The organism is Bradyrhizobium sp. CB82, assembly GCF_029714405.1.
Classification (GTDB): domain Bacteria; phylum Pseudomonadota; class Alphaproteobacteria; order Rhizobiales; family Xanthobacteraceae; genus Bradyrhizobium.
On record NZ_CP121650.1, the window covers coordinates 4,542,287 to 4,565,781 of the forward strand.

Annotated in this window: 19 protein-coding genes; 4 read left to right on the forward strand and 15 right to left on the reverse strand. The window is 64.4% G+C overall.

The features are described 5' to 3' along the window. Nucleotides 1-57: 57 nt before the first annotated feature. From QA640_RS21995 to QA640_RS22035, 9 genes are all read right to left on the reverse strand, one after another. Complete coding sequence (locus QA640_RS21995) at nt 58-1,161, reverse strand: histidine kinase dimerization/phosphoacceptor domain -containing protein (RefSeq protein ID WP_283042669.1); 1,104 nt, start codon at nt 1,159-1,161, stop codon at nt 58-60. Beyond that, nucleotides 1,158-1,598, reverse strand: coding sequence for a response regulator (locus QA640_RS22000; protein ID WP_283042670.1), 441 nt, complete (start codon nt 1,596-1,598; stop codon nt 1,158-1,160). Before QA640_RS22000 ends, QA640_RS21995 begins: the two co-directional genes overlap by 4 nt. After that, nucleotides 1,595-3,148: an ATP-binding protein gene (locus QA640_RS22005; protein ID WP_283042856.1), complete on the reverse strand. Its 1,554-nt coding sequence runs from the start codon at nt 3,146-3,148 to the stop codon at nt 1,595-1,597. The genes QA640_RS22000 and QA640_RS22005 overlap by 4 nt, the downstream gene beginning before the upstream one ends. Before the next feature lie 81 nt (nt 3,149-3,229). Then, nucleotides 3,230-4,579: an acetyl-CoA carboxylase biotin carboxylase subunit gene (accC, locus tag QA640_RS22010; RefSeq protein ID WP_283042671.1), complete on the reverse strand. Its 1,350-nt coding sequence runs from the start codon at nt 4,577-4,579 to the stop codon at nt 3,230-3,232. 81 nt (nt 4,580-4,660) lie between these two features. After that, nucleotides 4,661-5,146 carry an acetyl-CoA carboxylase biotin carboxyl carrier protein gene (gene accB, locus QA640_RS22015; protein ID WP_283042672.1) on the reverse strand — a complete coding sequence of 162 codons (486 nt, stop codon included), beginning with the start codon at nt 5,144-5,146 and terminating at the stop codon, nt 4,661-4,663. Nucleotides 5,147-5,182: 36 nt separating this feature from the next. Continuing rightward, entirely contained in the window at nt 5,183-5,650 is a 468-nt protein-coding gene (aroQ, locus tag QA640_RS22020) for a type II 3-dehydroquinate dehydratase (RefSeq protein ID WP_283042673.1), read from the reverse strand. A gap of 232 nt (nt 5,651-5,882) precedes the next feature. After that, nucleotides 5,883-6,779, reverse strand: a complete 897-nt coding sequence (locus tag QA640_RS22025) for a DUF1236 domain-containing protein (protein ID WP_283042674.1) — start codon at nt 6,777-6,779, stop codon at nt 5,883-5,885. Nucleotides 6,780-6,974: 195 nt separating this feature from the next. Next, nucleotides 6,975-7,742: a DsbA family protein gene (locus tag QA640_RS22030; protein ID WP_283042675.1), complete on the reverse strand. Its 768-nt coding sequence runs from the start codon at nt 7,740-7,742 to the stop codon at nt 6,975-6,977. Between the two features lie 98 nt (nt 7,743-7,840). Beyond that, complete coding sequence (locus QA640_RS22035; protein ID WP_283042676.1) at nt 7,841-9,244, reverse strand: M48 family metalloprotease; 1,404 nt, start codon at nt 9,242-9,244, stop codon at nt 7,841-7,843. Between the two features lie 164 nt (nt 9,245-9,408). On the opposite strand from QA640_RS22035, the gene QA640_RS22040 reads away from it, so the two are divergent. The 3 genes from QA640_RS22040 to QA640_RS22050 all read left to right on the forward strand — a co-directional run bounded on the left by QA640_RS22040 (nt 9,409) and on the right by QA640_RS22050 (nt 12,659). Beyond that, nucleotides 9,409-10,596, forward strand: a complete 1,188-nt coding sequence (locus QA640_RS22040) for an aminotransferase class I/II-fold pyridoxal phosphate-dependent enzyme (protein WP_283042677.1) — start codon at nt 9,409-9,411, stop codon at nt 10,594-10,596. Nucleotides 10,597-10,683: 87 nt separating this feature from the next. After that, nucleotides 10,684-11,241 carry a biotin transporter BioY gene (locus tag QA640_RS22045; RefSeq protein WP_283042857.1) on the forward strand — a complete coding sequence of 186 codons (558 nt, stop codon included), beginning with the start codon at nt 10,684-10,686 and terminating at the stop codon, nt 11,239-11,241. An 86-nt stretch (nt 11,242-11,327) separates the two neighbouring features. Continuing rightward, complete coding sequence (locus QA640_RS22050; RefSeq protein WP_283042678.1) at nt 11,328-12,659, forward strand: dicarboxylate/amino acid:cation symporter; 1,332 nt, start codon at nt 11,328-11,330, stop codon at nt 12,657-12,659. Nucleotides 12,660-13,071: 412 nt separating this feature from the next. Here QA640_RS22050 and QA640_RS22055 read toward each other — a convergent pair whose 3' ends face one another. The 5 genes from QA640_RS22055 to QA640_RS22075 all read right to left on the reverse strand — a co-directional run bounded on the left by QA640_RS22055 (nt 13,072) and on the right by QA640_RS22075 (nt 19,191). After that, nucleotides 13,072-14,604 (reverse strand): hypothetical protein, encoded by a 1,533-nt coding sequence (locus QA640_RS22055; RefSeq protein ID WP_283042679.1) that lies wholly within the window; start codon nt 14,602-14,604, stop codon nt 13,072-13,074. A gap of 60 nt (nt 14,605-14,664) precedes the next feature. Beyond that, nucleotides 14,665-14,967: a hypothetical protein gene (locus tag QA640_RS22060; RefSeq protein WP_283042680.1), complete on the reverse strand. Its 303-nt coding sequence runs from the start codon at nt 14,965-14,967 to the stop codon at nt 14,665-14,667. Nucleotides 14,968-15,163: 196 nt separating this feature from the next. Continuing rightward, nucleotides 15,164-16,396, reverse strand: a complete 1,233-nt coding sequence (locus QA640_RS22065; protein ID WP_283042681.1) for an FAD-dependent oxidoreductase — start codon at nt 16,394-16,396, stop codon at nt 15,164-15,166. A 15-nt stretch (nt 16,397-16,411) separates the two neighbouring features. Further along, the gene (locus tag QA640_RS22070; protein ID WP_283042682.1) at nt 16,412-17,641 is read right to left on the reverse strand and encodes an MFS transporter; all 1,230 of its coding nucleotides are present in this window, start codon (nt 17,639-17,641) and stop codon (nt 16,412-16,414) included. Nucleotides 17,642-17,694: 53 nt separating this feature from the next. Next, complete coding sequence (locus QA640_RS22075) at nt 17,695-19,191, reverse strand: amidase family protein (protein WP_283042683.1); 1,497 nt, start codon at nt 19,189-19,191, stop codon at nt 17,695-17,697. Nucleotides 19,192-19,400: 209 nt separating this feature from the next. On the opposite strand from QA640_RS22075, the gene QA640_RS22080 reads away from it, so the two are divergent. Continuing rightward, nucleotides 19,401-20,084, forward strand: a complete 684-nt coding sequence (locus tag QA640_RS22080) for an XRE family transcriptional regulator (protein WP_283042684.1) — start codon at nt 19,401-19,403, stop codon at nt 20,082-20,084. Between the two features lie 63 nt (nt 20,085-20,147). Here QA640_RS22080 and QA640_RS22085 read toward each other — a convergent pair whose 3' ends face one another. Further along, on the reverse strand, nt 20,148-23,231 hold the full coding sequence (locus QA640_RS22085; protein ID WP_283042685.1) for a ribonuclease E/G: 3,084 nt from the start codon (nt 23,229-23,231) through the stop codon (nt 20,148-20,150). Between the last annotated feature and the right edge of the window lie 264 nt (nt 23,232-23,495).

A 23,495-nucleotide genomic window follows, 5' to 3' on the forward strand; every position in this document is an offset into this window, starting at 1 on the left:
GGCACATTAGCAGGATCGCAGCAGCCTTGCGATGGGGGCGATGCGAGGCATCGCGCGTCAGCTCGCGGCGGCGTTGCCCGCCGTGCTCGATGGCACGGGCACGCGGCGGAACCTCAGCAGGATCTTCGTTCCGCCGTGATCCGGATCACGTTCGACGCAGGCGTCGAGCTTGGAAGCCATCGCCGCAACGATGCGCTGGCCCATCCCGGTCGAGCGCGGATCGGCCCTGGCGTTGTCGCCGACGCCATCATCGGCGATCGACAGCACGAGATCCTCGCCCTGCGAGGTCAGCTCGACGTGAATGGGGCCGGCCCCGTCCGGATAGGCGTATTTCACCGCATTCATGACGAGCTCGTTGACGATGATGCCGACCGCGACTGCGCGGTCCGGGTCGATCTCGATCGGCTCGGCCTTCAGCGTCAGGCGCGACATCCGGTTGCCCTCGGCCGAACGGCGCAGGTCCTCGAGCAGAGAGTCCAGATACTGGTTGAGGACGACGCTCTTCAGATCCTGTGAGGTGTAGAGGCGGCGGTGCACCTGCGCAACCGCGGCGACGCGGCCCATCGCATTGGTCAGCGCCGCCTTGACCTCCTCCTGTGCAGCCGAGCTCGCCTGGAGATGCAACAGCGAAGCGATGATCTGGAGCGAGTTGCCGACGCGGTGGTTGACCTCGCGCAGCAACATCTCGCGTTCGGCGGCGAGCGCCGCGTAGCGGTCGCGCGAGGCGTGGATTTCAGCTTCCGCCTCCTCGCGCGCCTTCTGGAGTTCGGCCTGGCGCAGGGCGCCGTCGGCCGCGACATGCAGCAGCGGGATGAAGTCGCCCTTGACGTCCTTGACGAGGTAGTCGGCTGCGCCCGCCTTCAGCGCCGTGACGGCAATGCTGGAATCCTGCGACGCCGTGACGAAGACGACCGGCGGGGCATCCGGAATCGCCATGATCTGCTCGAGTGTCTCGAGGCCATCGAGGCCCGGCATGTACTGGTCGAGTGCCACGACGTCGATGCCGCCGTCAACGCTCCCCTGCCGGATACGCGCCAAGCCTTCCTCGCCGCTTGCGGCAAGAACGACCTTGTAGCCGCGGCGCGTCAGGCCGCGCTCGACCAAGCGCGCCAGCGCATCGTCGTCGTCGATATAGAGCAGGGTCGGCGTGGTCTGGCTCATGTCGCGGCTGGGGGAACCTGGATGACGGAGAAGAATAGCCCGAGCTGACGGATTGCGTTGGCAAAATTCTCGTAGTTGACCGGCTTTGTGATGTAGACGTTGCAGCCGAGCTCGTAGCAGCGCTTGATCTCCTGGGAGTCGTCGGTGGTGGTCAGCACAACGACCGGAGAGGGCTTCAGGTACCTGTTCTCCTTGATCCGCTTCAGGATCTCGATCCCGGTCATGTCGGGCAGGTTGAGATCGAGCAGGATCAGCAAGGCGTTGCCTTTCTGGACGAGGCCGGAGCCGTCAGCGCCGAACAGATAGCGGGTTGCGTCCGTGCCGTTGGCGAACGGCACGATCGGGTTGTTCACCCCGGAGCGACGGATATTGCGTTCGATGAGGCGGGCGTGGCCTTCGTCGTCCTCGATCATGATGATGGTGACGGGCAGGGTCATTGCTCTGCGTTCCGCTTGCTGGCGTTCCACTTGATCGGCAGTGTGATCGTAAAGGTACTGCCGACGTTGAGTTCGGAGGAGACCGACATCGTGCCGCCGAGCCGGCGCACCAGCGCGCGGACGTGGGCAAGACCGATGCCCTGGCCCGGCTTGTCCTGGAGACCGGCGCGACGGAACAGATCGAAGATGCGCTGGTGATCCTTCGGATCGATGCCGCGGCCGTTGTCGCTGATCTCGAAGATCGCATAGCCGAGCTTGGTGCGGCCGCGCAGCACGATCTGGCCGGGAACGCCGGCCTTGAGATACTTGATGGCGTTGTCGATCAGGTTGGAGAATATCTGCTCCAGCGCCAGCCGGTCGCTCACGATTTCGGGCAGCTCGCCGACGCGGATTTCGGCGTGCGCCTCGGCGGCCTGATGCGCCACCGTTGCCACGATCGCCTCGATCAGTTCGCCCGTGTCGATCCTGACCGGCTCGAATTCGCGCCGGCCCTCGCGGGTGAGGTTGAGGATTGCCGAAATCAGGCGGTCCATCTTGCCGATCGAGGATTTGATGAAGCCGAGCGCCTCGGAAAAATCCTGCGAGAGCTGCTTGTCCGGCCCCTCGAGCGCGATTTCCGCGGCGTCGTTCATCGCCAGCGGCGGACCGTCCGCCGGGACGTGGGTGAGGCTGCCGATGCGCTTGAAGATGTCATTGCCCAACTCCTCCAGCTCGCTGGTGAAGCCCATGATGTTGACCAGCGGCGAGCGCAGGTCGTGGCTCACGATATAGGCAAAGCGCTGGATCTCGTTGTTGGCTTCGCGCAAGTCTGCGGTGCGTTCATCGACGGTGGCCTCGAGATTGAGGTTGGAGTCGCGCAGGCGGGCCTCCGCTTCGTCGCGGACGGCTGCCGAGCGCCGCACCAGCCAGATCGAGATCAGCGCGAGCACCACGACCAGACCCGAGCCGATGCCGGTCAGGGACGCCGCCAGCGTCTGGCTGTTGTTGGCATTGGTCGTACGGAGCGCGAATAATCGCTGCTCCTCGCGGAGCATGGCGTCCGCAGCGTCGCGGATCGTGCTCGTCGCGTCACCGGCCGCCGCTTCGCGGACGAGCGCGGCGGCGCGCGCGAAGTCGCTCTGCTGGATGTAATTCATCTCGCGCGTGAACTGGTCGAGCCGGGTTTCGATCGCCGGCCGCAGCTTACCGACGTTTTCCGCCTGCGCGGGATTGTCCTTGGTCAGCTCCACGAGCCTGTTGAGATGCGGCAGGACTGCCGCCACTGCGGCCTGATGGTCGGTCCAAAATTCCGGCCCGCGCGTGAGGAGAAATACGCTTGCACTGCTCTCGGCGCGCCGAATTTCCAGGAGCAGCGAGTGGATCTGGTTCTCGACCTCGATGGTGCGAATGACCGAGGCGTTGTCATCGCGCGCCTTGTTGACGAGGTAGACCGAGCCGGCGCTGATCACCGTCAGCACCAGGAGTCCCGCCGCGAACAGCAGGATCTGCCAAAGAGCGCGCCGCCGTCTCAGGTCAGGCGTTACGCCAACTCCGGTTCCGAACTTAAGAATTTCCACTCCCCCGTGCAGAAAACCCGCCGATAACGCCGCAAGCGGCGTTCGGTTCCATAGCAGGGGAAGAGAGGGATGCCGCTAGTTGCCGGATTGGCCGGCCAGATACTGTTCCAGCCAGTGGATGTGATAATCGCCGTCGATGATGCCGGGTTCACGCACCAGAGCCCGGAACAGCGGCAGCGTGGTCTCGATGCCGTCGACCACCATCTCGTCCAGCGCGCGGCGCAGCCGCATCAGGCATTCCGTGCGCGTCTTGCCGTGCACGATCAGCTTGCCGACGAGCGAATCGTAATAAGGCGGGATCGTGTAGCCCTGATAGACGGCCGAATCGATCCGTACGCCCAAGCCGCCGGGCGGGTGGTATTGCGAGATCCGGCCGGGCGAGGGCCGGAAGGTCTGCGGGTTCTCGGCATTGATGCGGCACTCGATCGCGTGCCCGATGATCTGGATCTCCTCCTGCTTGGCCGGCAGGTCGCCGCCGGCGGCAATGCGGATCTGCTCCAGCACGAGGTCGATGTCGGTGATGCTCTCGGTGACGGGATGCTCGACCTGGATGCGGGTGTTCATCTCGATGAAGTAGAACTCGCCGTCTTCGTAGAGAAACTCGATGGTGCCGACGCCGAGATATTTCATCTCGCGCATTGCCTTGGCGCAGGTTTCACCGATCTTGGCGCGCGCGGCCGGGGAGAGGACGGGCGAAGGGCCTTCCTCCCAGACCTTCTGGTGACGGCGTTGCAGCGAGCAGTCGCGTTCACCGAGGTGGATCGCGCCGCCGCGGCCGTCGCCGAGGATCTGGATTTCGATGTGGCGCGGCTTCTGTAGGTATTTTTCCAGGTAAACGGACGCATCGCCGAAGGCTGATTTCGCCTCGTTCGCGGCCGTCGATAGCGCCAGCACAAGGTCTGCCTCGCTGTGCGCGACCTTCATGCCGCGGCCGCCGCCGCCGGCGGCAGCCTTCACGAGCACGGGGAAGCCGATCTCCTTCGCGATCGCCATCGCGTCGTCGTTGGGACCGACCGCGCCGTCGGAGCCGGGCACCACGGGGATGCCGAGCCGCTTGGCGGTCTTCTTGGCCTCGATCTTGTCGCCCATCAGGCGGATGTGCTCGGCCTTCGGGCCGATGAAATGCAGATTGTGCTCGGAGAGGATTTCCGCAAAGCGCGCATTTTCCGACAGGAAGCCATAGCCCGGATGCACGGCGTCCGCACCGGTGATTTCGCAGGCCGCGAGCAGCGCGGGAACGTTGAGATAGCTGTCCTTCGACTGCGGCGGTCCGATGCAGACGCTCTCGTCGGAGAGGCGGACATGCATCGCGTCGGCGTCGGCGGTGGAGTGCACGGCGACGGTCGCGATCCCCAGCTCCTTGCAGGCCCGCAGGATACGAAGGGCGATCTCGCCGCGATTGGCTATGAGGATCTTGTCGAACATTGTGCCTCAGGGGGCGAATGGGGACTAGCGAATGGCGAATAGGGAAGAGTAACTACTCGCTACTCACCATTCGCCACTCCCTCACTCAATGATCACCAGCGGCTCGCCGAACTCGACCGGCTGGCCGTCCTCGACCAGGATCTGCGTCACCGTTCCGGCGCGCGGCGAAGGGATCTGGTTCATGGTCTTCATCGCCTCGATGATGAGGAGCGTCTGACCGACCGATACCTTGGAGCCGACCTCGATGAAAGGCTTTGCGCCCGGCTCCGGCGCCCAATAGGCGGTGCCGACCATCGGCGAGGTGACGGCGCCGGGATGTTTGGAGAGATCCGCCGGCGCAGCAGTCGCAGCCGCCGTGGCAACTGCCGCGACAGGGGCCGCGATGACCGACGTCGGCACGGCCGCGGCGACGCTGACGTTGCGCGCAACGCGCAGGCGAAGCCCTGCGCGTTCGATCTCGATCTCGGTGAGGCTCGTCTCGTCGAGCAGGGTCGCGAGCTCGCGGATGAGCGCGGAATCCTCGCTGGAAAACTTTGCGGCTGCTTTATCGTCTGGCTGGCGCGCCATGATCTTGATTCCGAACCTTCTGTTTGAAAAGGGGCGTCAGGCTTTGGGCTTGATGCCAAGCTTGGCGGCAAGGCCCTGGATCGCGAGGCGGTAGCCCTCGATGCCGAAGCCGCACAACGACGCGAACGCGGCGCGGGCGGTGTAGGAATGGTGACGGAAACTCTCGCGGGCGTGGATGTTGGTGACGTGCACCTCGACGGTCGGGATCTGCACCGCGAGCAGGGCATCGTGCAGCGCGATCGAGGTGTGCGAATAGCCGCCGGCATTGATGATGATGCCGGCCATCTTGCGCCCGTGTGCCTCGTGAATGAAGTCGATCAATTCGCCTTCGCGGTTGGACTGGCGGCAGTCGGCCTTGAGGCCGAACTTCGCCGCGGTCTCCCGGCAGAGCGCCTCGACGTCGGCGAGCGTTGCGTGCCCGTATTTCTCCGGTTCGCGCGTCCCCAGCATGTTGAGGTTCGGCCCGTTGAGGACGAGGATCGTGTCGGTCGCAGGTTCAGCCATTCAAATCCCGGCAGGTGCTTTGGCGGAGGTGGCGGGGTTATAGGTAACAAAGAGCGTCAGGGGAAGCCTTGAAGGACCTTCCGTGGGGCCTGAGATAGCTCATCCGGACTGCAAAAAGCTGTGCGGAAGCTACGGAAATTGCTTGTTAACCAGCCCAAAGCATGGCTGCCGGCCCATGGCAAAAAGGGCGGGCATTGCTGCCCGCCCTTTGGGGTAGTCGATCTGCCGGCCCTCAGGCGTTGAGAACCGCCACGATCTCGTAGGTGGCAGGATCGATGATCACGATCTCGTCGCGTACCAGGATGTACCTGTAGCTCCGCCACTCCGGATAGATCGTCACGACCCGGGACGGCAGGGCGTGCAGCTCGATGCCCTCACGCGGAATCCGCGTGCCGACCGAAACCGAGAAGTTCACGTTGCTGACCGGAGCAACCTTCTCCTCGCGGATGACGGAGGTGATCTGCGTGCGCTGCTCGGTCGAGAGCTTGGCGCCAGCGCCGGCCTGGCCGGTGGTCTGGGTCGACGTCGAGGAGCCAGCCTGGCCCTGCACGTTTGTGCCGGTCTGACCCTGGCGGTTCTCGCCGGTGGCCGTGCCGGACTTGGTTTGAGTCTCGGAGCTCATGCCCTTCGACTTGTCCTGCTGACCCTGGGCGCGTTCATCGGTGCGTTGGCCCTTCGTGGCACCCGACTTCTCCTCAGCTGTCGGATTCTTGTGCATCGTGCCCGAGGACTTCTCGTCCTTCATTGCACCGGACTTCTCCTCCTTCATCGCACCCGAGGATTTCTCCTCGGCGCCGGACTTGGCCTGTCCGACGGTGCCCTTTTCCTTGCCTTCCTTGCCCGTAGACTCCTTGTGCATGGCACCGGATTGCTCGTGCTTCATGGTGCCCGAGGACTTCTCTTCCGTTCCGCCGGCCTGACCGACAGTGCCCTTTTCCTTGCCCATGGATTCCTTGCCCATGGATTCCTTGCCAGCGGCACTTCCATGCTCAGCTGCGCCGCCCGATTGCGAATGCTGCATCTGCTGTGTGCCGCCAGACTCCTTGGTCCCAGTTCCCTGCGCATTCGCGAGACCAGTGCCCGCGACGAGTGCCAGCGCGGCAACCGAGATCATAAAGCGATTAGTCATTGAACCTCTCCTCACGTGTTTCGTGCGTCATTGCCCGCGCCGACAACGAAAGGAGAAATGAGATGTTCCGAAACTTCAGAGGTTCCGCGGCTTTTGTTTGTTGAATGCGCGATGAATGGTCGCGCCACGATCCTGACAACAAAAAAGGCCGGCAAAAGCCGGCCCTTTGCATGTTCGGATAATCGAAAGTGGGAACTAGCAGGTCGCCTTGCCGCAGCGTGCGGCGCCGATCTTTTCCTTCAGGCCGTCGAGGCCGATGGCGCCGACCACGATCTGCTTGCCGATCACGTAGCTCGGCGTGCCGTTCATGCCCATCGCTTCGGCGAGCTTGAAGTTCTCCTCGATCGTGGCACGCACTTCCGGATTGGCCATATCCTTCTCGATCTTCGCAACGTCGAGGCCGGCTTCCTTGGCGGCGGCAAGCGCGTGCGCCTTGTCGGCCTGGCCGCGACCACCGAGCAGCTTCTGGTGGAAGTCGAGATACTTCTTGCCGGTGGGATCCTGCATGCGGACGGCGACCGCAACCTGGGCCGCCTCGACCGAGCCCTGGCTCAGCACCGGAAACTCCTTCAGCACGACCTTCAGCTTGGGGTCGTTTTTCATGAGGTCGAGCATGTCGGCCATCGCGCGCTTGCAGTAGCCGCAATTGTAGTCGAAGAACTCGACGAAGGTGACGTCGCCGTCCTTGTTGCCGAGCACGACCTGGCGCGGCGAGTTGAAGATCGCATCCGAATTCTGCGCGATGCTTGCTTCGTGCTTCTGTGCTTCGGCGGCCGCCTGACGTTTGCTGAGCTCGGCCATCGCATCCTCGAGCACCTCGGGATGGCTGACGAGATAGTTCTTGATGATCGCCTCGATGTCGGAGCGCTGGGAGTCGGTGAAGCTGTCGGCCGTGGCCGGCCCGGTTGCGCCGAACACGGCGAACGCAAACAGGGCGGGTACGATCAGGCGCAGCGAAGGCATTGGCAGATCCTCTGGTCGAAAGCAGGTTTCGGAAAACATCCCGGCCGATCTAACGTGGCCATGCCGTGACGTCGTGGTGTCGGTTTCGTTCTAATCGTCTAATTGTTGCGCGGCGGTTTTGACGCCACGATGTCATCGGCCTTGACCCACCCGGGCGTGCCGATGGCGAAACGGGTTTTAGCGCGCGTCGCAAGCTCGCGTGCGGTCTTGTTGTCGCCGCGTAGGTAGGCTGCCTGCGCCGACGCCAAGTCGGCCTCCGCATAGTCTCCCTTGCGGCCATAGGCGATCGCGAGCTGCATGTAGCCGAGCGGCGCCTCCGGCTCCCGCGCCACCGCGGCACGAAGAATCCGGATCGCTTCGTCGGTGTAGGACTTATTATCAGTTCCGACCAGAGCCTGCCCAAGTAACATCTCGATGAGCGGGGCATTGCCAGAGAGCTGCACCGCCTTGTGCAGGGCAGGGATCGCTTCCGCCGGCTTGCCGCTCTCGAGCAGCGCCTGGCCGCGCACCTCGTAGAAATACGGGTTGTTCGGCTGCACCTGGATCAGTGCGTCGATCTGGGCCAGCGCGCTGCGTAGGTCGCCGTGCAGATAGGTGCTGATGGCCCGGGCATAGCGGGCGGGCAAACTGTCATTGGACAGCGGATAGCGGCGATAGACGGTCTCGGGCCGCTCCATGAAGGCGGAGACCTTGGCGCGAACCATGTCATGGCGCGCCTGGAGTGCGGGATCGTCCTTCTTGTCCCAATAGGGGCTCAAGCGCGCATACTGGGCCAACGCCTCGACGCGCTCGGCCGGCATCGGATGCGACTGCAGATAGGGATCGGCGCCGCGCGCGGCGAACAGGCTCTCGCTGGTGAAGCGCTTGAAGGTCTCGTACATGCCCTTTGGCGACTGCTGGGTCGCGGTCAGGAACTTCACGCCGGCGCGGTCGGCGTTCTCCTCCTGCTGGCGCTGATAGGACAACAGCGAGCGGCGGATCATCTCCTGCGGCCCGGCGACGGCGGCCGCACCGGCGTTGGCAAGACCACTGTTGGCGTTGCCGCTCCTCGCGCCGGCGACCATGGCGCCAGCGCCGAGCAGCATGGCGATGATCATCTGGGTCTGGGCGTTGGCGAGCTCCAGGCGCAGCTTGGCGAGGTGGCCGCCGGCCAGATGCCCGGTCTCGTGCGCGAGTACCCCGATCAGCTGATTCGGCGTTTCCGACTGCATGATCGCGCCGTAATTGACGAAGATGCGGCGGCCATCGGCGACGAACGCGTTGAACGATGCGTCGTTGAGGATCACCATCTGGATATTCTGCTTCTCCAGACCGGCGGCGCGCAGGATGGGCCTCGTATATTCGCGCAGCAGTTGTTCGGTCTCGGTGTCGCGCAGCACCGGCGGGCCCTTGGGTCCCTCCTGCGCGCTGGTCGCCGGGAGCGACGACAGCATCATGGCCGCCGCGGTCACGATGGCGGTGACAGCGGAGGCCTTCTTGCGCAAAGCGAGCTGGAGCAGCATCGATCGGTCTTGAAATGCAGTTTCGTGATTGGTCTTGGTGATTGGCGTCGGACCGGATACGGGATATGCCCCTAATGAGCCGCACAATGCGGCCAGTCTGGGGCGCCGGGGCGCCCCGTTCCGGCCCCCTGGGGTTCCGGACCGGAAGCGAATAGCAGATATTGATGCGCGATGCGATATTGAGGAACCGGCTGGAGCCCTGGCTGACGCCATCCCGCCGCAGTGACGTTCCCCCCTTCATGGTGATGGACGTGATGGCGGCGGCCGCGCGAATCGAGGCGGCCGGCGGTCACGTCATCCACATGGAGGTCGGACAGCCTGCCGCGCCGGCCCCGAAGACCGCGATCGCGGCCGCCCACCGGGCGCTGGACACTGCGCGGATCGATTATACCTCCGCGCTCGGTATCCCGTCGTTGCGTGAACGCATCGCGCGCCATTATCTGGATGCCTATGGCTGCGCGGTGAGCCCCGAGCGGATCGTCGTCACCACGGGATCTTCCGGCGGCTTCATCCTGGGCTTCCTTGCCCTGTTCGAGCCAGGTGACCGCGTCGCGGTGACGGTGCCCGGTTATCCGCCATACCGTCATATCCTGACCGCGCTCGGCTGCGAGCCGGTGCCGATCGAGACCACCAGCGAGACCCGCCATGCCCTGACCGGCGAGGCGCTGCTGGCTGAGCATCGCAAGGCGCCGCTCAAGGGCGTGCTGGTCGCAAGCCCCGCCAACCCCACCGGGACCATGATGTCCAGGGAGGCGCTGTCCAGCCTGATCGAGGCCGCGGAGGGGGCCGGCATACGCTTCATCTCGGACGAGATCTATCACGGCCTCGACTACGCATTCCCGGCCGTCACCGCGGCGGCGCTGTCGGACCATGCGCTCATCATCAATTCATTCTCGAAATATTTTTGCATGACCGGCTGGCGAGTCGGCTGGATGGTGGTGCCGGACGTCTTGGTGCGGCCGGTCGAGCGGCTCCAGCAGAACCTCTCGATCTCGGTGCCGTCGCTCTCGCAGATTGCGGCTGAAGCAGCATTCGACGGCGCTGCCGAGATGGAGGAGATCAAGCACGGCTATCAGGAGAACCGCCGCATCCTGATCGAGGGGCTGCCCAAGGCGGGCCTGAGCAAGTTCCTGCCCGCTGACGGCGCATTCTACCTCTATGCCGACGTCTCGGATTTCACCTCCGACAGCTTTGAGTTTGCCAAGCAGATGCTGGAGCAGGCCCATGTCGCGGCCACGCCCGGCATCGATTTCGATCCCGTGCACGGCCACTCATTCATCCGCTTCTCCTATGCACGATCGGCGGACGAGATGCGGGAAGCGGTTGACCGGATCGCTCACTGGCTTAAATAGCCCGCCAGTTTTCTAAAGAGCCTTCCGGAGTCCAACTTGTCTGACAGATCGCCAGCTGCCGCCCCGCATTTTCCTCTCGCCGCCATCGTGTGGCCGATCCAAAGCGGCGAAGCCGCGGGCGCGCTGCGCACGGTCGTGCTGGTCGCGATTGGAACGGCTTTGATGGCGCTGTCAGCCAAGGTCAGCCTGCCGCTGCCCTATGTACCCATGACGTTGCAGACGCTGGTCGTGCTGATGATCGGCGCCGCTTATGGCTGGCGCCTCGGTAGTGCCACCATGATCGCGTATCTGGCGGAAGGCGCGATGGGCCTGCCGGTGTTCGCAGGCCCGGTCGGCGGCCTCGCTCCACTTGTCGGCCCTACGGCCGGATATCTGCTCGGCTTCGTCGTGGCGGCCTTCGTCACAGGCTTTCTCGCTGAGCGTGGCTGGGATCGCAGCATGCTCCGGCTGTTCGCGGCCATGGCCATCGGCCACGTCGCGATTTTGGCGATGGGATTTGCCTGGCTTGCTTTCGGCCTCGGGCTGGGCGCCGCCAAGGCCTGGCAGGTCGGCATCGTGCCGTTCATCGCGGCGTCGCTGATCAAGAACGCCCTCGGGGCGACGCTGATGCCGGCTCTTCGCCGGGGCGTCGATCGCCGCCAATAGGCGGCCAACGGCCGGGCCGTTCCATTTGACTCGGCCCACCAAGTTGATCTTGGCTAGAACCAAGAGAGTTTAAGGGGAGGGAGCAGATGGCGACGACAACGTTGGCGGCGGCCGCGCCGAAGGCGGCCGCCAAACCGTGGTATAGAGTTCTCTACGTCCAGGTGCTGATCGCTATCGTGCTCGGCGCCATCGTCGGCTGGCTGTGGCCCTCGGTCGCGACCAACGACTGGATCAAGGCGATGGGCGACGGCTTCATCAAGCTGATCAAGATGGTGATCGCCCCGATCATCTTCTGCACCGTCGTCTCCGGCATCGCGCACATCCAGGATGCCAAGAAGGTCGGCCGCATCGGCGTCAAGGCGCTGGTCTATTTCGAGATCGTGTCGACCTTCGCGCTGATGATCGGTCTTGCCGTCGGCAACCTGGTTCGTCCCGGCGCGGGCTTTGGCAATGCCGCAGCCAACGCGCAAGCCGTCGCCACTTACGCCAAGCAGGCGGAAGCGCAGAAGTCCGTCGACTTCATCCTGCACATCATCCCTGACACCGTGGTCGGCGCCTTCGCACAAGGCGAGATCCTCCAGGTGCTGCTGTTCTCGGTGCTGTTCGGCTTCGCCATCATGGGCCTCGGCGAGCGCGGCCACGTGATCCGCAGCTTCATCGACGATGCCGCCCATGCCGTGTTCGGCGTCATCTCGATCGTGATGCGCGCGGCGCCGATCGGCGCATTCGGCGCGATGGCCTATACCATCGGCAAGTTCGGCACCGGCGCGATCCTCAACCTGATCGGGCTGATCGCGACCTTCTACGTCACCGCTGCGCTGTTCGTGCTTATCGTCCTCGGCACCATCGCACGGCTCGCAGGCTTCTCGATCTTCCGCTTCCTCGCCTACATCAAGGATGAGCTGCTGATCGTGCTCGGCACTTCGTCCTCGGAAAGCGCGCTGCCGTCGTTGATGGAGAAGCTGGAACGGCTCGGTTGCTCCAAGTCGGTCGTCGGTCTCGTGGTGCCCACCGGCTACTCGTTCAACCTCGACGGCACCAACATCTACATGACCCTGGCGACCCTGTTCATCGCGCAGGCGCTCGGCTTCGATCTCACCTTGGGCCAGCAGCTCACCATCCTGGTCGTCGCCATGCTGACCTCGAAAGGTGCCTCCGGCATCACCGGTGCCGGCTTCATCACGCTCGCTGCGACGCTGGCGGTGGTCGATCCGCGGCTCGTGCCGGGCATGGCGATCGTGCTCGGTATCGACAAGTTCATGAGCGAATGCCGCGCGCTGACCAATCTTTGTGGCAACGGCGTCGCCTGCGTGATCGTCGCCTGGTGGGAGGGCGAGCTGGACCGCGACAAGCTCAACGCGCGGCTGAGCCAGCAGATCGATCCGACCGACATGGAGACGGCGCTCACGACTGACTGATCTGCCAGCCGGCACATCGCGCCGTTGCGCCTTGAAATAGTAGGGCTGGTCGAGATCCTCGATCAGCCCTGGCTGTTTAGGGGCCCAACCGAGCAGGGCGCGGGTGGATGCCGAGCCTAGGGCGATGCGCTTGACGTGAAGGGCGAGCGGGATGGGGCGGTGGTGGGGTTCAGCGCGCGCTTCTGCGGCGGCCGCGCGATGCAGGCCTTCACAACAAGCTTGGCGCGGCGCTGGCTGAGCTGTCGCGCTTCAAGGAGGCGGAAGCGGCCTATCGGCGCCATCGAGATCGATCGTCGCTCAGAACGAGCGGGTCCATGACGCTCAAGGCTTCCTCCCAAAAAGAAAGCCTTGAATCATGTTCCATCCGATTTGAGAATCCCAAGAGTCCACACGACCTAGGGCATTGAACGGATCATCGTTCCAACTTCGATTGATCGACGAATATTCGAACGCGGCCAACATCCTCGACTTCACGATAGTGACCGAGCTCCATCTGGAGTTCGGGATCTCTATTAGCCCAAGCCAACCAGTCGAACTGAAACGAACTAAGCAGGTAAGTATCCACGAGAATGACATCCGGGCGATCGTTTCGCAGGCTCGCCAACAAATGGCGCCGCTCGAGTTGTATGACGCTGTCCGACTTTGCTTGCTCGGGTTGAGTTGGTTGTGAGCTGTTCTGGCGCACGATTGCACCGGCAGTTAAGAGTTGCGGCGCGCAAGAATGGCCGACCCAAGTTCCGTCGATTTGACGGACGAGCGGATGCCCCAGACCGACGTGATCGGTAAGCGTGAGCAGCCGCGGATGCTTCACAAGTGCCTGGATGCGCCCCTTCAGTGGCGGAAACCCCGGGGCCGGTGAGGACAGATAGAGCCCGATAATCCAAATGGTAGCGAGGCCGCCAATCATGACTGGCGCTCGCAATGGCCTTCGAATGTGCAGCAACGGCGCGGCAATCGCAAACATACACAGCGCGAAAGCCATGTATGGCCACCCCTTGCCTTGGAGCAGGAAGCTCGCGGCTCCGCCAATCGAGGCGGCCAACCACGGCATTGCGTCGCTCCCCATTTTGAGCTCTTGAGGAGCCAACAGGCGCAGGAACGCAATAGAGACGCTTATCACCGCGATTGGAACAAGAACCAGGCCGCCAAACTCCCTCCTGATCGGCAGATAGGCGTCGGCGACCATCGGCGCATATGTAAAGAGATAGTCGGGGAAGACAGCAACGAGGACCACGCCATAGCCGATTGCGATAACCGCGGCTGTGCATCCTTCAGAGGTAAACAAAGCTCTGAAGGAACGTTGGTGAACGATGCCAAGGATGAGCGGAAGGCCTGCCACCAGAGCAAAGAAGGGCTTGATGCTCATGGCCAACCCCGCCCCCACGCCCGCGAGGATCGCGACCGGTCCGGGCTCGAAGCCGCGCCAACGCAGCCCAGTGATGGCTACAAATGGGGTCAGTGCAATTGTGGCCATGTGTTCACGCTGGCCGAATACCGTGCCAGGAAGAATTGCAAGCAAAAGCGCGAGCGACCACGTTGAAATGGTTCTCTCTCTGGCTCCCAGCTTTGCCGCTTGAGCCGCTCGATCGATTAAAAAAAGCGCGCCCGCGATCTCGATGATCACCATCATGATCACGATGATTTCAGGTGCAATGCCGGTCATCCGTGCCACCTTCACTGCCGGCATGTACATGTAAATTGAAAGGGGCGAATTCACCTCGAAGAGGTCGATTCCAATCTTTCCGCCATCCAGGATCTTTTCGTTTTCAGTGAGCAGGCAGCCCAGATCAGGGTCGAGAACGATCGGTATTTGAATGAACGAGGCCGCCAGGAGGATCGCACCCACGATGAACCATCGTTGAGCCATGCTGAAGTCATTTCCCCGTTGCTTTTCGGGATCAGCCAGGGAGAGCTTCCCAGCTCTGCGCGTCAACGGTCGGAGCATGAATCTTTCGCATCCAACCCCCCTCGTTGCGTCAGCACGATGAACTTGGTGGGTACAGGGTCATTCGTTGCCCTCGGCCCGAACCAGGGGCTTCTGCGCGCCCTGAACGCTCTGGCTAAGCGACGCCAGCGCGCTCATCAGCTGGTCGGAAACGGGCGCGAGACCCTTAGTACCTTCGAAGCCGGCGGAGACACGCTCATTCGCGGATTTCTCGAACGGTTCGAAGCCTTCATAGATGCGCGTTCCTGCTCTTAGAGTGGCGCCGGCGGCAATTGGCCCCAGCATGAGGATTGCTGCTCCGACGATGCCGATTTTGCTGTTGTGAGGGATCGGCGGCAGTTGCGCGCGTTGATCGTTGGTCATTGTCTTGCCTCACAGCGTTCAATGCCTGCATGATGCCGATGGTTGGGAACGCGCGGTAGATCGGGCGCCGACCATTAAGAGGTACCCAAGCGGAGGCTCGCTCTTGTCGAGTTGCCCGCCGCGTTGCTTCCCGGGCGAGATGATCTCGTCAGACCGGATTTTGACGCTCAGGGCAGATACAGAGCGGCTTGGCGAACTAGAAGCGCTCCGGCCGGTACGGCGCGGGATCGATCGACGGCGTCTCGCCGCTCATCATTTCCGCGAGCAGACGTCCGGTCGCGGGTCCCAGCGTAAAACCCTGATGACCGTGGCCGAAATTCATCCAGAGCCCGCGATGGCGCGGCGCTCGCCCAAGCACCGGCAGCATGTCTGGCGTGCAGGGCCGGGTGCCGAACCACGGCTCGGGTTCGACGCGCGCGCCGAGATCGAGCAGCTCGCGTGCGGACGCTTCTGCGCTTCCGAGTTGCACAGGCGTGGCCGGCGCATCCGGGCCGGTCAGCTCTGCACCGGTTGTGATACGTATTCCCTTGGCCATCGGCCCCATGGCGTAGCCGCGTGCGGCATCGACCAGGGGAAGGTCGAGCGAAGCGCCGCCGCTATAGTGCATATGGTAGCCGCGCTTGCGCACCAGCGGAATGCGGTAACCGAATTTCTGCAACAGATTGGGCGACCACGGCCCGAGCGTGACGACGACATCGGCTGCATCGATCGCTCCGTCGTCGGTTTGCACGGACCAGCCGGAGGACGTCTGCTGCAACGTCTGCGCATCGCCGAGAAGGATATGGCCGCCGAGACGCTGGAACAGGTCGGCATAGCTGGCGACCAGCGCGCCGGGATCCGACACGGTCCATGTATCGAGCCAGTGAATCGCGCCGGGAAGATCGTCGCGCAGCAACGGCTCGGCTTTCGCCAACTCGCTGCCCGAGAGCACGCGGAAGTTCACGCCGAAGTCGCGCCGGTTTTCCTCTGCGGTCTTGATCGCGAGCTCGAACTCGGCGGGGTCGCGATGCAGCAGCCGATAGCCGGCGCGGCGGATGAGATTGTCGGCGTGAGCCGCGCGGATGAGGATATCGTGCTCTGAGGTCGCATAGGCAATCAGGCGCGCCCATGCCTCGCTTGCCTCGCGATGCCGCTTCGGCGCCGAATGCCACCAATAGCGGAGCAGCGGCTCGACGTGGCGGTGGAGGGATGCGAGGCTATAGCGGACGTCGTTGGTGCGGCCGGCCGCGATCTTCAGCAATGTGGCAAAGTCGCGCGGCATCGGATAAGGCCGCACAGCCTCCGCCTGGATCATTCCGGCATTGCCGTAGCTGGTCTCCCGGCCCGGCTCCGTGCGATCGACGAGCGTGATCGACCAGCCGCGCCGCTGCAGATGCAGCGCGGCGCTGACACCGATCATGCCGCCGCCGAGGACGATCGCGCTTTGCATCGACAAAAACTCCTGTCAGGCCGGGCGCGGCGCGAGCTTGGGCTGCGCCGTGTTGATGGTCGCGGCGACGACGACCGACATCGCGGTCATTGCTACCAGGAAGCCGAAGGCCGCATCGAACGATCCGGTTCCAGTCACGATGAAGCCCATCGCCGCCGGTGCGACGAAGCCCGCGCTCTGGCCGCCGAGATTGACCATGCCCACGCCCGATCCGATCTGGTCGTCGCGAAGCAGCTTTGTCGGAAGCGCGACCACCGAGGCCAGCACGAAGGATTTGAAGAAATAGACCAGCGACTGATAGGTGATCAGCACCGCGATTGTCTCGGCCCTGTACATGGCGTAGAGGAAGATGCCGGTCAACGCGGAGCTGCCGATCAGAAGATACTTTTCGCGCTCGGCGAAGAACGTCGTCATGACCCAGCCGCCGATCGCGGTCGCGATCGTTGCCATCACGAACGGGATCGGCGCCACCACGCCGACGGTCTTGAGGTCGAGCCCGCGCTGCTGGAGCAGATAGAGCGGCATCCAGGAATCCAGCCCCTTGTTGACGCAGCTGAGGCCGAACCACACCACCATCAACTGCCAGAGCAGCGGGTTCTTCATCAGCTCGCGCATCGGCGCGCGGTCCGCAGGCTTCGCCGTCGCCGCTCTTGCCTGAGCCTCGCCCATGCGCCCCAGATGCGGGACGAACAGGAAATAGACCGCCGCGAACACGAGGCCGGCGATGCCGATCGTGTTGAAGGCGTGGCGCCAGCCGAGCCAGAGGATCAGCGGCGCCATGATCAGCGGCGCGAGCATGCTGCCGGCATAGTTCGACGACAGCAGCAGCGCCGACATTTTTGGCCGGCTGTCCTTCTTGAACAGTTCGGCGATGGCGCGGATGCTCGCCGGCGGAAAGCCGCCCTCGGCGATGCCGAAGATGAAGCGGATCGCGATCAGCGACGTCAGCGACCAGGCCAGGCTCGTGAAGGCCGTGAACAGCGACCACATCACGATCGTGACGATCACCACATATTTCGAGCCGAAGCGGTCGGAGAGCCATCCGCCCGGCACCTGCATGGCGGCATAGCCCAGGAAGAACGCGCTGATGACGATGCCGAGATCGGCGGCCTGGAGGTTGAAGTCCTTGCCGATCTGCGCCAGCGCCAGCGAGATCGCGGCACGGTCGACGTAGGAGATGCAGTAGGCGATGTAGAGCAGGACGAACGCGACGACCCCGGTTTTCCGCTGCGACAATTCAGGCATGCTCATCTCCGTTTCGCCGGCGATCCCGTGGCGCTGCTAACTCTGCTGTGGGGTCATTCCCAGGTGAGGAAGCCTGGCGCGGCCGAGAGAGGCGGCGCCGCGGCGAGCCGTGCCAGATCGGGGATCGGGCGGCAAAGCTGCGGATTGCTGACAAATTCGGCCTCGATGCTCGCGGCGACCGAGAGCACGATAACGTCGCCGCCGCGTGGTCCCACGATCTGAAGACCGAACGGCAGGCCGGCCTCATCGACGCCGAGCGGCAGGCTGAGCGCGGGATGACCTGGAAGTGTCACGGCATAGGCGAGCGCGAGCCAGTGGAAGTACGATTTGGTCGGCGCGCCGTCGATCTCCGCCGGATAGAGCTCCGACCAGGGTCGCGGGCTCAGCGTGATGGTCGGGCTGATCAGCACGTCGCAACTTTCGAAGAAGCTTTGATAGGCGCGATAGATCCGCGTCTGCGCGGTCGCCGCGCGCGCGTAGTCTTCGAGCGTATAGCTCAGTCCTTCCTGGACGTTGGCCCGCACATTGGGGCCGAGCATCTCCGGACGCTCTTTGTAGTTCTTGCCGTGCACGGCGAGGAACATGCCTGCGCGAAGCACGGCGAAGGCATCGTCGGCGCCGGAGCAATCGGGCGTTGCCTCGCGGCATTCGGCGAACAGCGGCGCAAGCTTGCCCACGCGGCGGCGGAATACGCGGCGGATCGCCTGCTCGGTCGGGGCAAAGCCAAAATCCTCGGTGAAGGCGACGCGCAGCTTGCCGAGCTCGGCAGGACGCGGTGCGGCCCAGCGTTCGGCGCGTCCGCGCAATTGCTCGCCCGGCAGGGTGTAGGCGAGCGGATCGCGCGCATCGTCGCTCGCCATCACCGACAGCATCAGTGCGGTGTCGGCGACGTTGCGCGCCATCGGTCCGTCGGTCGACAGGTTGGACCAGCCGAAGGCGCGCTTTTCGCTCGCCACGAGGCCGTAGGAGGGACGCATGCCGACGATGCCGGCAAAGCCGGCCGGATTGCGCAAGGAGCCGCCGGTGTCTGAGCCGGAGGCGAGCGGAGCCATTCCGCAGGCAAGCGCCACCGCCGAGCCGCCGGAGGAGCCGGCCGCCGAGCGCATGGGATCGAAGGGATTGCCGGTCGCGCCGAACACGGGGTTGCGGGTGTTGCCGCCCGCCGCCCATTCCGGTGTGTTGGTCTTGCCGAAAATGATCGCACCGGCCGCGCGCAGCCGCGCAACGGAAGCCTGGTCAGCCGACGGCACATGATCCCTGAGCAAAGGGCTGCCATAGGTCGTGCGCAGCCCGGCGGTATCCTGGGTGTCCTTGATGAGAACGGGGAGGCCATGCAGGGCGCCACGTTCCTCGCCGCGCAGGATGGCGGCCTCCGCTTCCTTGGCCGCGGTGCGTGCGCCGCGCTCATCCAGCGTCACGACGGCGTTCACGGCAGGATTGGTTGCGGCGATCCGCGAGAGGCAGGCGTCGAGCAGCTCGACAGGCGAGATCGCCCGCGCAGCCAGCAGGCGGCGCAGCTCAACGGCACTGGAATCGCAAAGTCCGGACAATGCCAATCCCTTTCAAATTATGAAAACGGTTTAGCATATCGGAAAATGCAGTCGGCGCACCAATATTCATCAAAAGGGCCGGTTCCGTGCATAAATCCTAGCCGGATTGCCTCGGAGGCGGCCCGACAATGGCGATTTGGGGCCTTCTAGGCCGAAAAGATTAGATGGATAGGCCAATATTTTTTCCGCTGCCGTGATAGGATTGCTGCATGAGCGAGATCGCGACGCCTGAAGGTGCCAATTCCCAGCTTGGCCAATGCCTCAAGGCCGCCCGTCAGGCGCGCGGCCTGACGCTCAAGCAGGTGGCGGAGCGGACGGGCATGGCGCTCTCGACCCTGTCCAAGGTCGAGAACGGCCTGATGTCGCTGACCTACGACAAGCTGTTGCAGCTCACCGCGGGCCTGAAGATGGAGATCGCCGAGCTGTTCAATCCGGCGACCGCGATGCGCCCCGAGCAGGGCCGGCCGGTCACGGCGCGGCGAAGCATCAGCCGCGCCGGGCAAGGGCAGGTGATCACCACGAAATTCTACACCTACAACTATCAATGCACCGACCTGATCGGCAAACGCATGGTGCCGATCATGGCCGAAGTCCGTGCGCGCTCGCTGGAGGAGTTCGGCCCGCTGCTGCGCCACGCAGGTGAAGAGTATTTTCTGGTGACGAGCGGACGCGTCGCCGTCCACACCGAGTTCTACGCGCCGGAGATTCTGGGCGAGGGCGACGGCATTTATCTCGACAGCACCATGGGCCACGCCTACCTCAACGCCGGCGATGCGCCTGCCGCCAAGGCCGTCTGTCTCTGCACCAGCGAAGCGCCCGACCTTTACGACCAGCTCCGGCAGATTGCATCCCGCGACGTGCCGCCGCTCGACGACGCACTGCCGCCGCTGTAGCCACCGCTGATCCAAACGCAAAACGCCCGGCTTGGCCGGGCGTTTTGTCTGTTGGTGTTCGACCTATTGACCACCGCCGAAGCGGCGTGACCACCAGCCGGCGCGACGCGGCTGCGGCGCCGGTGTTTCGACTGCGGCCTCTGGTGCGGGCTCGGCCGCGGGAGCTGGCGGCGTAACCTCGCTGGGCGCTTGCGCGACCTCGGCAGCAGGCTCGGGCTGGCTGCTGAGGAAGCTCACCTTTTCACGCACGGTCGAACGACGCCGCGCGGACTTGTCGCTGTCCGACGCGGACCCATCAGCGGCGGCCGCCTCGGATTGAGCCGGGGCAGGTGTTGCGTCGGCCGGTTCTTCAGGCTGAGGCGCAGCGGGTTGAACGGTCGCTTCGGTCTGCGCGATCGACGGTGTCTCCGGCGTCAAGCCGTCGAAATCGGCGACCGCCTCCGTCGCCTCAGGCGGTGGATTGGCGCTCAGCTCGTCGCTGATCGAACCGGCAAGTCCTTCCTCGACACCGCCACGCCGGCGGCGTCCGCCGCGACGTCCACGCCGGCGACGGCGCTCGCCGCCACCCTGCTCACTGCGGGCCTGGTCGATCTGCTCCTCGGTCTCTTCGCCTTCCTGCTCCGCGTCGGCTTCCTCGTCGGACTCGCCTGTAGCCATGGCCGGCTCGGGAACGGTCGGCGCGGTGTCCTCGCGAAGCTCGCCTTCGCGCTGGCCGCCGCGGCCGCGACGACGCCGACGACGCCGACGGCGCTGGCCGTCCTGCTCGGGTACCGCGTCGCCTGCGGCCTGTTCTTCGCCGAGACCCTCGGTCTCGTCCGTCTCGACCTCGGATTCGGTCTCGAGATCGAAACCGTCCTCGTCGTCATAGGCCTCTTCAGCGGCGGGCGGCGGACTTGCCGCGGCCTGCGCCGCGAGCAGCGCCTTGGCGGCTTCCAGCGTATGCACCTGCTCGCCGCGGTCGATGACAAAGGCCTGCGGGCCGCTGACGCTGGGATCAGCGATGATCGACAGCGTGACCTTGAAGCCGTTCTCGAGGTCGCGCAGATGGCCGCGCTTGTGGTTCAGCACATAGAGCGCGACGTCGGTGCGGGTGCGGACCACCAGATTGTGGGTCGCGCCCTTCATCAAAATCTCTTCCAGCCCGCGCAGGAGCTGGAGCGCGACGGAGGAGACCGAGCGCACGTGGCCGGTGCCGCCGCAATGTGGGCAGGGATCGGTCGAGCTCTCGAGCACGCTGGCGCGGATGCGCTGGCGCGACATCTCCAGAAGGCCGAAATGCGAGATGCGGCCGACCTGGATGCGCGCGCGATCCTGCCGGAGGCAATCGGACAGCTTGCGCTCGACCGCGCGGTTGTTGCGCTTCTCGTCCATGTCGATGAAGTCGATGACGATCAGGCCGGCGAGATCGCGCAGCCGAAGCTGGCGCGCGACCTCTTCGGCCGCTTCCAGATTGGTCTTGAGTGCGGTGTCCTCGATATGGTGCTCGCGCGTCGAGCGGCCGGAGTTGACGTCGATCGAGACCAGCGCCTCGGTCTGATTGATGACGACATAGCCGCCGGAGCGCAATTGCACGGTCGGCGAGAACATCGCATCCAACTGGCTCTCAACGCCCATGCGCGAGAACAGCGGCTGGCCGTCGCGATACTGCCTCACCGCGCTGACATTGGCCGGCATCAGCATCTTCATGAAGTCGCGCGCTTCGCGGTAGCCGCTTTCGCCCGCAACCTGGATTTCGTCGATCTCCTTGTTGTAGAGGTCGCGCAGCGAGCGCTTGATCAGCGAGCCTTCCTCGTAGACGAGGGTTGGGGCCTGCGACTTCAGCGTCAGGTCGCGCACCGTCTCCCACATCCGGATGAGGTATTCGAAGTCGCGCTTGATCTCGGGCTTGGTGCGGGAGGCGCCGGCCGTGCGCAGGATGATGCCCATGCCCTCGGGCACGTCGAGATCCTGCACGACTTCCTTCAGGCGCGAACGATCCTGGGCGCTGGTGATCTTGCGGCTGATGCCGCCGCCGCGCGCCGTGTTCGGCATCAAGACGGCATAGCGGCCGGCGAGCGACAGATAGGTCGTCAGCGCCGCGCCCTTGTTGCCGCGCTCTTCCTTGACGACCTGCACCAGCATCACCTGCCGGCGCTTGATGACTTCCTGGATCTTGTACTGGCGGCGCGGGCGGAAAGTGCGCTCCGGCACTTCCTCCAGCACGTCGTCGCCGCCGACGGACTCGACGACTTCCTCTTCGGCCTCTTCACCGTCCTCGCCATCCTCGGCGTCGTCCTCGGTGGCAGCCCCAGGATGCGGCGCCTCGGCGCTCTCAGCGGCCGCGTACACGGCGTCGGCGGGTTCGATCGCGGCGGTCACGGCTTCCGCCAGCGCCTCGGCATGCGGTTCGGACGCCGGCGCTTCGGAAGCGGCAGCCTCCTCCGGCTCCGCTGCGACCTCGGTCGCGACGACGGGCTCGGCTCCGACGGCTGCAACGGGCGCGGGCGCCTCGTCGGCATGGTCGTGATCGTGGTCGTACTCGTGCTCGTGTTCGCCATCATCGTGATGATGGTGTTCATGATCATGGTCGTCATGGTGATCGCCGTGCCCATGCTCGTCACGATCGTGCTCGTGAGCCTCGAACGCGTCGTGATGCTCGGCTTCGGCGTGCAGCTGCTCGCCCTCGTGCGCGGTGCCCTCGGCGACCTCCGGCTGCATCTCGCCTTCGAGCGGCTGGGCGGCGGTATCGGCGCCAGCCTCGAGGCCCTCGACGATGTCGCTCTGCACGCGCTCGCCATGGCCGCGACGACGGGCGTTGCGGTGGCGCGAGCGGCGGCGGTTGTGGGAACGGTTTTCGTTCTCCTCCTCGGCCTCGCGATGAGCCTGCTCCTCGGCCTCGATCAGTGCCTGCCGATCGGCAACCGGAATCTGGTAGTAGTCAGGATGAATTTCGCTGAAGGCGAGGAAGCCGTGGCGGTTGCCGCCATATTCGACGAAGGCGGCCTGGAGGGACGGTTCGACCCGTGTGACCTTGGCGAGGTAGATATTGCCGCGCAGTTGCTTGCGTTGCGCGGTCTCGAAATCAAACTCTTCGACGCGATTGCCGCGGACCACGACGACCCGGGTCTCTTCCGGGTGGGTGGCATCGATCAACATCTTGTTGGGCATGTCTTAACTCTTGGCGGCGGCGGGCGCGATTCACCGTGGGCGCGATGAGCGCTGCCGGGTGACGCGACGGTCCACCTGATTCGGGGGTGAGGGGAAGGCCAAAACACCCGCGCTCGCGCCGCGCCGAACCGGAAGCCGAGGGGACAACGCGGCGCGCGGAAGTTTCGCTCCGCAATGTCGCGAATTGTCTCTCGGTTTTGGTCGGCACAGTCTGGCGCATCAAGCGTCGGCCCGTATGAAACATTGGGCGGCGAGCGCGCCGCC

Bases quoted from the DNA above. Each gene is read 5' to 3' on its own strand.
- QA640_RS21995 (WP_283042669.1), bottom strand. From the start codon at position 1,161: ATGAGCCAGACCACGCCGACCCTGCTCTATATCGACGACGACGATGCG.
- QA640_RS22000 (WP_283042670.1), bottom strand. From the start codon at position 1,598: ATGACCCTGCCCGTCACCATCATCATGATCGAGGACGACGAAGGCCAC.
- accC (WP_283042671.1), bottom strand. From the start codon at position 4,579: ATGTTCGACAAGATCCTCATAGCCAATCGCGGCGAGATCGCCCTTCGT.
- accB (WP_283042672.1), bottom strand. From the start codon at position 5,146: ATGGCGCGCCAGCCAGACGATAAAGCAGCCGCAAAGTTTTCCAGCGAG.
- aroQ (WP_283042673.1), bottom strand. From the start codon at position 5,650: ATGGCTGAACCTGCGACCGACACGATCCTCGTCCTCAACGGGCCGAAC.
- QA640_RS22025 (WP_283042674.1), bottom strand. From the start codon at position 6,779: ATGACTAATCGCTTTATGATCTCGGTTGCCGCGCTGGCACTCGTCGCG.
- QA640_RS22030 (WP_283042675.1), bottom strand. From the start codon at position 7,742: ATGCCTTCGCTGCGCCTGATCGTACCCGCCCTGTTTGCGTTCGCCGTG.
- QA640_RS22035 (WP_283042676.1), bottom strand. From the start codon at position 9,244: ATGCTGCTCCAGCTCGCTTTGCGCAAGAAGGCCTCCGCTGTCACCGCC.
- QA640_RS22040 (WP_283042677.1), top strand. From the start codon at position 9,409: ATGCGCGATGCGATATTGAGGAACCGGCTGGAGCCCTGGCTGACGCCA.
- QA640_RS22050 (WP_283042678.1), top strand. From the start codon at position 11,328: ATGGCGACGACAACGTTGGCGGCGGCCGCGCCGAAGGCGGCCGCCAAA.
- QA640_RS22055 (WP_283042679.1), bottom strand. From the start codon at position 14,604: ATGCTCCGACCGTTGACGCGCAGAGCTGGGAAGCTCTCCCTGGCTGAT.
- QA640_RS22060 (WP_283042680.1), bottom strand. From the start codon at position 14,967: ATGACCAACGATCAACGCGCGCAACTGCCGCCGATCCCTCACAACAGC.
- QA640_RS22065 (WP_283042681.1), bottom strand. From the start codon at position 16,396: ATGCAAAGCGCGATCGTCCTCGGCGGCGGCATGATCGGTGTCAGCGCC.
- QA640_RS22070 (WP_283042682.1), bottom strand. From the start codon at position 17,641: ATGCCTGAATTGTCGCAGCGGAAAACCGGGGTCGTCGCGTTCGTCCTG.
- QA640_RS22080 (WP_283042684.1), top strand. From the start codon at position 19,401: ATGAGCGAGATCGCGACGCCTGAAGGTGCCAATTCCCAGCTTGGCCAA.
- QA640_RS22085 (WP_283042685.1), bottom strand. From the start codon at position 23,231: ATGCCCAACAAGATGTTGATCGATGCCACCCACCCGGAAGAGACCCGG.